Annotated in this window: 9 protein-coding genes; 6 read left to right on the top strand and 3 right to left on the bottom strand. The window is 21.9% G+C overall.

Annotated features, from left to right (window positions below; all coding sequences use genetic code 4):
* The first annotated feature begins 9 nt into the window (after positions 1–9).
* The 6 genes from X271_RS01320 to X271_RS01345 all read left to right on the top strand — a co-directional run bounded on the left by X271_RS01320 (position 10) and on the right by X271_RS01345 (position 8,943).
* Positions 10–948 (top strand): Cof-type HAD-IIB family hydrolase, encoded by a 939-nt coding sequence (locus X271_RS01320; RefSeq protein ID WP_025208673.1) that lies wholly within the window; start codon positions 10–12, stop codon positions 946–948.
* Between the two features lie 11 nt (positions 949–959).
* A complete protein-coding gene (locus X271_RS01325) occupies positions 960–2,114 on the top strand; it encodes a M42 family metallopeptidase (protein WP_128571629.1) in 1,155 nt (384 codons plus the stop codon).
* A gap of 24 nt (positions 2,115–2,138) precedes the next feature.
* On the top strand, positions 2,139–2,813 hold the full coding sequence (locus tag X271_RS01330; protein ID WP_025208675.1) for a hypothetical protein: 675 nt from the start codon (positions 2,139–2,141) through the stop codon (positions 2,811–2,813).
* A gap of 77 nt (positions 2,814–2,890) precedes the next feature.
* Positions 2,891–5,776 carry a DNA polymerase III subunit alpha gene (gene dnaE, locus X271_RS01335; RefSeq protein WP_128824170.1) on the top strand — a complete coding sequence of 962 codons (2,886 nt, stop codon included), beginning with the start codon at positions 2,891–2,893 and terminating at the stop codon, positions 5,774–5,776.
* Between the two features lie 30 nt (positions 5,777–5,806).
* Positions 5,807–6,892 (top strand): toprim domain-containing protein, encoded by a 1,086-nt coding sequence (locus X271_RS01340; RefSeq protein WP_025208677.1) that lies wholly within the window; start codon positions 5,807–5,809, stop codon positions 6,890–6,892.
* Positions 6,893–6,927: 35 nt separating this feature from the next.
* Complete coding sequence (locus X271_RS01345) at positions 6,928–8,943, top strand: heavy metal translocating P-type ATPase (RefSeq protein WP_025208678.1); 2,016 nt, start codon at positions 6,928–6,930, stop codon at positions 8,941–8,943.
* A gap of 484 nt (positions 8,944–9,427) precedes the next feature.
* Here the strand turns inward: X271_RS01345 and X271_RS01350 are convergent, their stop codons facing one another.
* From X271_RS01350 to cas1, 3 genes are read right to left on the bottom strand one after another with little or no spacing between them, the layout of a single operon-like run.
* Positions 9,428–10,513, bottom strand: coding sequence for an OLD family protein (locus X271_RS01350; protein ID WP_025208679.1), 1,086 nt, complete (start codon positions 10,511–10,513; stop codon positions 9,428–9,430).
* Positions 10,514–10,515: 2 nt separating this feature from the next.
* Positions 10,516–10,824 (bottom strand): CRISPR-associated endonuclease Cas2, encoded by a 309-nt coding sequence (gene cas2 / locus X271_RS01355; RefSeq protein ID WP_128571630.1) that lies wholly within the window; start codon positions 10,822–10,824, stop codon positions 10,516–10,518.
* A 4-nt stretch (positions 10,825–10,828) separates the two neighbouring features.
* On the bottom strand, positions 10,829–11,806 hold the full coding sequence (gene cas1 / locus X271_RS03125) for a type II CRISPR-associated endonuclease Cas1 (protein ID WP_128571632.1): 978 nt from the start codon (positions 11,804–11,806) through the stop codon (positions 10,829–10,831).
* Between the last annotated feature and the right edge of the window lie 93 nt (positions 11,807–11,899).

Raw genomic sequence — 11,899 nt, forward strand, 5'->3', positions numbered from 1 at the left:
GGTTAAATTATGCATAATAAAAATATTAATTATAAACAGGAAAAATACTTTATAAATCCAACAATTGTTCATAGTCCATATTGATTAATTACAATTGATTTGGACGGAACTTTATTAAAAACACCTTCAAAAGAAGATCTTTTAAAAAATATTCCTAATTATGATATCAATCCTCTTAATATTAAAGTTTTAAAAAAATTAATAGATAAAGGTCATAAAGTAGCAATAGTAACCGGAAGACCTTGAAGAGATACAGAAGAAGTTTATAAAAAAATAGGATTAAGAACAGTTGTTGCAAATTATAATGGAGCTTCCATTCATAATCCAAATGATGAGGGATTTTTACCATATACTTCTGCAATGAATCGAAAATATTTTGATGGATTATTAAATCGTACAAGTATTAAAAAATATTTCAAAAATTTTGTTGTAGAGTGTTATGATACAACTTATATTTTAGATGCAACTGATAAGGAATTGTTAAACAAATTTCACATTCATTATGGTCCAAAAGTAATTGAAATTAGTAAAGATTTTGCTTTACCAATAAATCCTCAATCTCTTATTTTTAAACTTGAGCCAAAAAAAGATTTTAATAAATCTGCTTTACTTATTGAACTTAAAAGAAAATACGGAGAGACATTTTTGTTTAGATATTGAGATGCATTAGATGGAAAGGATTTTGTTTATTTAGAAGTAAATACAAAATCAATTACAAAAGGGAGTGCTCTTCAATTTATTTCTTCTTATTATAATATTCCAATTTCAAATACAATTGCTTTTGGTGATGGTGAGAATGATCTTGAAATGTTGGAAGCAGCTGCTGTTGGTGTTGCAATGAGAAATGCAAGTGAAGTTGTAAAATCTCATGCAAAAGATGTTACTAATTTAACAAATGATGAAGGTGGAGTAGGAGATTATTTAGAAAGTTTTTTTAAACTTAAATAAAGGAAATTAAAATGATTACAAAAGAAAATAAAGCAAAAAAAGAAGTAAAAAATTCACAAAATCAAAAACAAACAGAAAAAATAAAAGTAAGCTCAAATCTTTTAAGAAATGCGATTGATTTGTCAAATTTAAATGGTATTTCTTCAAGAGAAGAAGGTATTGTTGATTATCTTAAAAAAGAATTTAAATCAATGAAAAACATAATTATTGAAAGAGATGGTTTAGGATCAGTTGCTTTTATCAAAAAAGGTAAAAAAGATCATCCAATTATTTCATTTACAACACATATGGATGAAGTTGGATTTATGATTACAAACATAACAAAAGATGGATTTTTAAATTTTTCACCAATTGGAGGGTGATGAAGTCATGTTCTTTTAGGTCAATTATTAAGAATAATTACAGAAAAAAATAAAAGTATTATCGGTGTTGTTGGTTCAAAACCACCCCATTTATTAACAAGAGAAGAAGCACAAAAAGTACTACCAATTAAAAGTTTATTTATAGATATTGGTGCTAAGAGCAAAGAAGATGTTTTATCTTTAGGAATTAATATTGGTGACCAAGTTGTTCCTTATCAAACTAATGTTCATAAAATATTAAATGATAGACTTATTGGAAAAGCTTTTGATAATCGTATTTCAATTGCAACAGGAATTGAAATAATGAATCAAATTGCAAATAAAGAACTTGAAGCAACAGTAATATTTATTTGTTCTACACAAGAAGAAGTTGGACTTCGCGGAGCCAAAACATCTTCTTACAAATGAACACCAGATATTGCTTTTGCAGTTGATGTAACAATTGCAAATGATACACCTGGATTGATTTTAAATGATACAAAATTAGGATCAGGACCAGCTCTTTCTTTATTTGATAGTTCAATTCTTGCGAATCCTAATCTTTTTCAAAAAATAAAAGAAATAGCTGAGAAAAATAATATTAATTATACAATTGATTCACTTACTGGAGGAGGGACTGATGCAGGAACAATTCACCTTACAAAAAATGGTGTAATTACAATGACAATTTCAATTCCATCTAGATATATGCATTCTCATAATTCAATAATTGATTTAAAAGATGCACAAAAAACAGCCGATTTGATTGTTAAAATTTTAAACGAATTAACATTAAATACAATTAATAATATAAAATATAAATAAGGAGTTAATTTTACTAAAATCACAATGTTAAAAAATAAATTTCTTTCTTTTGTTTTTGCTTTTACAATTTTATTAGGAATTTTTGGAATTTCTAATAAAAATGGAGATGATTTTTTATCTATGAGCAAAAATATAGATGTTCAAGCAGTAGATAATCAATTTACAGCATCAATCGATAGTGTTGGTAGGGATAGTATAAAATTTACAGTTTTTGCTGTTCCTGAAGAATTTGTTCTTAATTCTCAAGATGTTACAGGAGAAACTATTTATGCATTTTCAATGAATCAACACGCTGATAATGATGAAAATTTTCCTGATAATGCAAATATAAATCTTTATGATATTTCAGATAATGGTGATCAGACATATGATTTGCTTTTTGAAGCAACAAATTTAGATTCAAGTACAACATATGAAGTTACAACAATTTATGGGTGATATTCAGATAGCAATAATCCAGATATCTGAATTCCATTTAGTGATGGAGATGGAAACAATGAAATTCAATTAATTAATGAAAATGGAAATATTGGAATTTCAGGAACAACAAAAATGTCACAGGGATTTTTCATTGGAATAATAGTTGTTGCAGCAATAATTCTTATTTTATTAATTGCTATTATTGTAATTTTTATAATAAGATTTAGGGAATATTCTAAAACAAAAGAAAAATATGATCTTTTAAATAAAGAAATTTAATTTAAATAAGAAATAATAATAATAAAAGCAGGGAATTTTAATCTTTGCTTTTTTATTTATTAAGTATAATTAATAAAATGATAAAATCAGATTTAAATATAAATTTAATTACAAAGTCATCTTTTAATTTTTTTACTTCTCTTCTAAAATTAGAAGATATTATTAATTTTGCATTAGATAATAATTATCAAAATGCCTGTCTTGTAGAAAAAGATACAATGTATCTTATTTATCCTTTTATAAAAGCTTGTGCTAAAAATAATTTAAAAGCAATTATTGGTCTTGAAATTAGTGCATTAAACATTATTTTATTTGCAAAAAATTTAAATGGATATTATAAATTAGTAAAAATTTCTTCAATCATAAATACAGAAGAAAATAATAAAGAAATTGATATTTATTTAAATGATGATGATTTAATAGTATTAAATAATTATCAAAACTTTCCACAACATCTAGTAGTAAATGAAAAACAATTTGAAGCATTAAAAATATTTAATGAAATAGGAAATAAAAAATCACCAATAATTCAAGAAAAGCTACTTAAAAATAGCAAATTTATCGAAAAATATGGAAATGATATTGCAGAAAAATATCAAAAAATTATTGAGCAAATAAATCTACAATTTGAATTTAATAAAAAATTTAAATTACCTTCTTTTTCAATTGATTCTAAATTTAAAGATCAAGATCAATATTTATATTTTTTATTAAATGAAAGCTTAAAAAAATATTTTAAAAAAAGTAAATATGCTTTATTAAATCAAAAAAAATACCAAAAAAGACTAGATTATGAATTTTCCGTAATCAAAAAAATGAAATTTACTAATTATTTTTTAATAGTATTTGATTTAATAAGATATGCTAGAAATAAAGAAATATATGTTGGACCAGGAAGAGGATCTGCTGCTGGTTCAATTGTTGCTTTTCTTTTAAATATTACATTAGCTGATCCAATTAAATTAAATCTTTATTTTGAAAGATTTTTAAATCCTGATCGAATTTCTTTTCCTGATATCGATATCGATATTGAAGATGAAAGAAGAGAAGAATTATTTCTTTATTTAAGAAATAAATATCATAAAGATCATTTTGCACAAATTATAACTTTTCAATCTTTAAAAGCAAAAATGTCCCTAAAAGATGTTTTTCGTTTTTTAAAAATTTCTCCTTCTGAAGCAAATAGAGTAACAAAAATTTTAGATGATCGAATTAGTTTACAAGAATCATATAAAAAAAATAAAAATTTTAAATACTTGATCGAAGAAAATATCAATTTTGCAAAAGGATATCAAATTGCAAAGGAAATCGAAGGACTTCCTAGACAATTTTCAACACATGCTGCAGGAATTGTAATTTCTTATCAAAAAATTGATAATTTAGTTCCCATTCAAAAAGGTTATAGTAATCAATATAATCAAACACAATATTCAATGAATTATCTTGAAGAAAATCAATTATTAAAAATTGATCTTTTAGGATTAAGAAATCTTACCTTTCTTAAAAAAATTATTAATTTAATAAAGAATACAGAAAACAAAGAAATTAATTTACAAAAGATAGATTATAAAGATCAAAAAGTTTTTAAATTATTAATGCAAGGAAAAACTTTAGGTATTTTTCAACTTGAATCCCCAGGAATGAGTGATGTATTAATGAAAATCAAACCAACAGAATTTGAAGACATTGTTGCCACAATTTCTCTTTTTCGTCCTGGTCCGATTAAGCAAATTGATCACTATATAAAAAGAAAAAATCAACAAGAAAAAATTTCTTATCTTATTCCTCAATTAGAACCTATTCTTAAAAAAACATATGGAATTATTATCTACCAAGAACAAATAATGGAAATAGCACAAAAAATTTCTAAATTTACACTTGCAAAAGCAGATTTATTAAGAAAAGCAATTTCAAAGAAAAATAGCGAAGAACTTAATTTATTAAAACATGATTTTATTGATGGTGCTATTAATAATAATTATTCAAAAGAAATTGCAATTAAAATTTACGATTTAATATTTGAGTTTGCTCTTTATGGTTTTAATCGTTCACATGCTGTTTCTTATTCTTTTATTACATATTGATTAGCATATCTTAAAACTTACTATCCACAAGAATTTATTGTCTGTTTATTAAATCAATCAATTGGAAATGATAATAAAACAATCCAATACATTGAAGAAGCTCAATATTTTAAAATTAAAGTAAAATATCCTGATATAAACGCAACAAATTACAATTATTTTTTAAAAGATGATCAAATTTTTCTTGCATTAGAAGTTATTAATGGTTTAGGAAAGCAAACAATAAATGAATTAACAAAAGAAAGAAATAATGGAAAATATCTTGATTTTATAGATTTTGTTGTTCGTATGCAAAAAATTAAATTATCAATTAAGCAACTTGAATTTTTAATTAAAGGAGGAGCATTAGATTCTTTTTTACTTACAAGAAATACAATGCTTAATAATCTAAAGATAATTTCTGAATATGCAAAACTTGTTTTATTAAAAGATGGTGATAATTATAAAATTGATTATTCAATAGTTGATGAAAAACCAAAATTAAAAGAATACGAAAAAGATAATTATCAACAATTTGAAAAGGAAGCATTAGGATTTTTATTGGAAGCTAATGATTTTATTAAATATCAAAATAAATTATCAAAAAAACAAAGTAAAGATTTACTTTTGATAAAAGAATTAAATCTAATTCAAGATCAAGATATAAAAGTTTTTGGAATTATAAATTCCATACGTAAAATTAAGACAAAAAATAATCAAGAAATGGCTTTTTTAGAGATTAAAGATCAATCGGAAAAAATCTCAATTACCATTTGACCAAGAAAATATCAAGAGCTAGAACAAAAATTAAAAATAGGAATAGGAATTATTATTCGTGGTAAGATAGATTTAAGAAGAAATAAAACAATTATTCTTGATCAAGCTGAAATAATTGTATAGATTATTAAACTTTTAATTGAGGATTAATAAATGCAACAACTTTATATTAAAACAGTTACTATTCATTATTTGGGACCTTGAATAGATAATCATTTTCGTTTTAAAAAAAACAATTTAATTTTTGGAATAACCGAAGAAGAAGGTAATTTAGATTTAATTGATATCTTACGAGCAATTAAAGATATTCGTAAATTTCATAAAATAGATTTAAAATATCTTCATCAAGATCTTAAAAAAAATATTGATTTTAATTACCATAAGTTTTTATTAAAAATAACTTATTTTAATTCAAAAAAAGAAACATATATCAAGATAAACAAAAATTTAAAAGTAGATTATAAAGAAAGTGTTAATTTTAATTTAATTAGTAGAGTATATATTAAATTTATTGAAAAAGAAGAAGAAATTGATCAAATTTTAAAAGATTTAGAAACAAGAAAAGAAAGAATTAATTTTATTAAGAACCGAATAATTGTTTTCTTAAAAGTTGAAAATTTATTAAAAGAATCCAAAATTGAAAAATTATTGGATTTTTCTTATAAATTTTCTGGACAAACTTTTTTTTCTACAATATCTCCTAAAGTTATTGTTCATGCAATGAATAAATTTGATACAAGATTACTTGATGTATTTTATATGGTAGATCATGTTGAAAAAAATTTAAAACCAAATTTATTGCAACAATTAGCAGAGTATACAGGAGAAAAAATTAGAAAAAAGATTCTTTTTGTAGAAGGGATAAGTGATCGTTTAATTTTAGAAGCAATTGCAAAAAGAAATAAAATTAAAGATTTAGTAATTATTGATACAGGAGGAATAGCAAATATTAATTTTGAAGCAATTGCAAAATTAAATAATTTTTTAAATGCAAAAGCTTTGATTGATTATGATAATGAAAAAACAAGAATTTCTAATAGATTAATTCATGTTCTTAAAAGAAGAGCGATCGAATGATATCTTGATCAAAATATTTTACATAAAAATAATCTTAATGATTTTAAAATGTCCTCACATAATAAAATCTTGATGGCAGAAAATTTCAAAAATACTTATTTTAAAAGCAAAAATTATAAACAATTAGAATTTGAAGTTTTAAATTTATATAATTCTTTTTAGCTTTTATATCAATTAATTTAAAATTATATTAATATATGGAAACAGAAATAAAAGCAACAAAGAAAAGAATTTCTTTTGATATTTTAAAATTTCGTTTATTTAAATTAATTATCGGAATTATTATTCTAATAATTTTTCTTTGAACAGAGATTTTAATGATTTTTAATTCTGATTCAAATTTACTTCCAGATTTATTTGTAAATATTTGATGACAATTTTCTCTTTCTACAATAATTCTTATTTTAATAAGTTACGAATATTTAATAAATTCAATTAGAGATGCTTTTAAAAAAACAATTTCAGATGATTTATTAGTTACAATTTCTGTTTTTACTTCTTATATTTTTTCAATAATTGCAATAGGAATAAATTTTACAGATTTAAAAGCAAATAATTGGCTTATTACAAATTTTAATAATGGTGATTCTTTATATCTTTTGTTTGCAGCTTTTGTCGAAGTATCTGTAATTATTTATATTGGAAGAATAATTGAATTTTACGTTACAGAAAAAACAGTAAATGAAATTACTGCAATTAATGATTTATTTGTAGAAGAAGCAATTATCTTAAAAAACAAAAAAGAACAAAAAATCGCAACAAAAGATTTAAAAGAAAATGATATTATAATTTGTTATCCTGGAGAAGTAATTCCAGTAGATGGAATTATTTTAAAAGGAGAAGCTTTAATAAATGAAGCTTCATTTACAGGTGAATCAAAATTAGTTAAAAAAATAAGAAATAGTGATGTTTACGGTGGAACAATTACAGATCAATATTTAAAAATAAAAGTTAAATATAAATTGCAAGATTCTCTTATTAGTAAAATTCACCAAGGAATATTAAAAGCAAAAGAAGCAAAATCTGATTATCAAAAAATAGCTGATAAAGTTGTTATATTTATGATTCCTACTATTTTAATATTAGGATTTATAGCACTTACACTTTGATCAATCTTTGCTGGATGAGAAAAAGGATTATTAGTAATGGTTACTGTTTTTGTTACAGCTTGTCCTTGTTCTTTTGCAATGATTACCCCTCTTTCAATTCTTGTAGCAAATGGTGTTGCTTTAAAGCAAGAAATTATCTTTAATTCGAAACGTCCCTTTGAGAAAAAACAAATTATAAATGCAATTGCTTTTGATAAAACAGGAACAATTACAACAGGTAAATTAGCAATTAAAAAAACTAATTTAAATAAAGAGAATTTAAAATTAGTTTATTCAATTGAATTATATTCAAAACATCCAATTGCAACATCAATAATTGAAAATTATAAAAATTTATTCAAAGATAATTTTAATTTAAAAATTAAAACTATCGTAGGTGATGGATTAGAAGCAAAATATAATAATAAAACTTATTATTTAGGTTCTTTGGAATTTGCAAAAAAAATTTTAAACAAAAATAATAATAAAAAAAATTTTATTAAAAGTGATGAAATAGTTATCTATTTATTTACAAAAGAAAAAATAATTGGTTATATTGAACTTGAAGATGAAATTAGAAAAGATTCATATCAAGTAATAAATTCCTTAAAAGCAAAAAATATTGAGATTTTTATGATTACAGGTGATCATAAAAATGTTGCTTTAAAAATTGCAAAAAAAGTTGGAATTAAATCCGAAAATGTCTTTTATCAAACTCTACCTTCTGAAAAAGCTTCAATTATTGAAAAATTAAAAAATCAAAATTACAGTGTTGGTTTTGTCGGTGATGGAATAAATGATGCAATTGCTCTTGAAACAAGTGATTTGGGAATATCTCTTGGTTCAGGTTCTGCTCTTGCTTTACAATCAAGCGATATTACAATTAGAAATGATGATTTAAATCTTGTTGATCAAGCATTAAATATTTCGCAAAAAACATTAAAAACAATTTATATTGGTCTTATTGTTGCTAGTATATATAATATAATTTTAATCCCTTTAGCTTTAGGAGGAATATTAGTTCCTTCAATTGCTGCAATTGCAATGGCTATAAATGATACATTAGCAGTTATTATTGCAGCTAGTTTAAAAAGATTAAATTTTAAAAAAAATAAGAAAAATTAATTATTAAAAAAATATTTTTTTTGCTTTAAAAATATGTATAATAATATCGAATTATCTGTTAGCTAGTTAAAAAATTCATGAATACCATACAACTCAAAACATTTTAAACAACTCATGAATACCAACTAATCAAGATAATGGTTTAAAATAAAACAATTTTTTTGTTTTATGGAATATCTAAGGGTACACAGGTAACCCTATTATATAATCCTCCTGTAATCAAAGCCTACTTTTTAAAGTAGGCTTTTTATTTTATTAAAATACAAATAAAATTAAAAATTAATATATATTTACTATTTTTTGTATAAAAATATAAAATGTAATATATTTTTTAGAAATTAAAAGGCAATTTTTATGAAAAAAGAACATTTTAAAATAAAAACTAATATATTAAATGATATTTTTAATAGTAAAATAGTAAATAAAATCGAAAATATTTTAAATTAATAAAAAATAAACTGAAAATGATTATATAAGTAAATTTTTAATAAATATTATCAAGAAATTTTAATTTTTTAAATTCCTTATTAATTCCTTTTATTTCATTTAATCGAAAAAATAAAATATCTCTTAATTTTTCATTTTCACTTTTAAAACTATATGGTCCAAGATATTCCTTTTTTTCAAGATCTAAATCTAACAATAAATAACTTAATTTATCTTTAATAAAATTTTCTTCAATTTTTTGATAATCTTTTTTTTCAGCTACCATTTTTAATTCTTCAATTTTTTGATTAAATTGATCTGATGTTTTAATTTGTTCTTTTTCAAAAATATAATCTGAAAGAAAATAATTTTTTAATAAAAATTCTTTATTTAAATAAAATCTTTCCAATTTATTTTTGTTTAAAAATAATATTTCTTCGATCGATATTTTAAGATTACGAATAATAAGAGGATTTCTTGTAGTTAATAATACAAAATTATTTTCTTTCAATTTATTAATTAAAGTTGCAAATTCTTGCAATTTTTTTCCATTAAATGATGAATCTATACAATCAAAAATAAAGATTTTATTTTTTGTATTACTATCAATTAATAATTTAAGATATAGCATTAATTGTTCTGAACGAGAAAGTCTTTTTTCATCAATTTCATTTTGTTCTTGATCATAAATTGTCAATTTAAATAAAAGATTAATTAAATCAAAATCATTTTTGAAATTAAAAATAGGTTCAATATAATAATCATTAATTTTTGAGTTAATAATATTTTTTATTTTATTTAAAATTAATTTTATTTCTTTTTCTTCTTGAATTTTTCTAATAAGATCAATATTATTTTCTTCTAAAAAATAAATTAGATTGTTAGTAAGAAAGCGAAAGAGATAAGATTTCTTTTGCAAATTTAATTCTTTTTTTAATTCTCATTCCTCATTTAATATTAAATAATCTCTTGTATCTTCATATTGAACATCGGAGAAAATATGATAAGTTTTTCTTTTTAAAAGCAATTCAAAATTATTAACAAATATTGTTTTTCCACTATTATTTTCACCGAATATTAATAATATATTATTTTCACTTTTCACTCTTTGATTATTATAAAATTGATTTAATATTATTTCCATTTTTAGATAATTAAAAAATCTTCATCATTTGTATAAGATTCTTGTAAACTCTTTCTTCCTTTTAATATTTCTATTTCGCTATATTGTTTATTTGTTACAATAATTATTCTAATATCTCCTTTTTCTGGAAGGATTTGTTTAATTCTAATTTTTGTTCTTTTTACTCAATCATGATTATAGCAAGGTTTCATATATACAGATTCTTGAATCATAATAAAACCTAATTTAATTAAATTATTTCGAAATTTATTAAAATTTCTTTGATCATTTTTTGTAATTGTTGGTAAATCATAAAAAAGAAGAATATTCATCTGTCTAAAACGGGATTCCCTGTAGTTCATTTTTTTCTTTTTCTCGCAAATTTAAGGGAAGATGAAGTTCAGGAAGCAATAAATTTTCTTTTTTATTTTCTAAAAAAGAAATAATTGATTTAACCATAATATCTATTGCATGCCTTACCTTTGTTACTTTTCCGTCAATTATAACTTCAAGTGATAAAACCTTTATTAATCTTATTCTTATAATTAATTCAAGATGATCATTTTGAATTAATTCATTATTTTCATAAACTATTCAATCTATTAAAGGTCTAAAAGGTTCTATTAAATCATAAGTAAGATTAAAATAATTAAGTTGATCTTTATGTTTAAATCCAATTGCAGGGTTTAAACCAAATTTTACAATAGAAGAAGAAATTCTACTTGCTAGAATCTTATATCCATAATTTAAAGCACCATTTATAGGATTATCATCTCTTCTTACAAAATAATGATATATTCCAAATAATTTTTTGAAATAAAATTTAGCAGCAACAGCTTCCATATTCTTAGTATCACCTTGATTTACTTTTTTAAGATATATCTTCATTTTTTCAAGATCATCTTTTGATAAATTTATTTTATTTTTTAAATCTGTAAGTAAATTTTTTTGATTTATTATTTTCTGGACAATAATTTGCTTTCAAACTCTCTGTTTATCTCTTAATGATAATTCTAATTGCATATTAAAATTCTTAAGAGGATTATGATGTCCGGAAAGATTAAGAATTAAAGAAGAAGGATCGTGCGATCTATTATTTATAATTATTGGAATATTTTCTTTATTTAATTCAATAATTGCTGGAATTGAAATATTTGTTCTTGTATTATCAATTATTATTGTATCTATATCTTTTATGTAGAATTTTAATTTTTCTTGATCTCCAGTTACAATTAATGAGTTATTTTCGACCCGCATATTTTGGTCATTTTTTATATATATTGTTCTCCAACTCATATAATCAAAGATTAACATAAAATTAATTTATTTTAATAATGCGTTATAATTGCTTTGAGAATTGATATTTAAATTAAGATTTAATTGTTAATTCAAAAGGGGAATTTTATG

Source organism: Candidatus Hepatoplasma crinochetorum Av, from assembly GCF_000582535.1.
Taxonomy (GTDB): Bacteria; Bacillota_I; Bacilli_A; order Mycoplasmatales; family Hepatoplasmataceae; genus Hepatoplasma; species Hepatoplasma crinochetorum.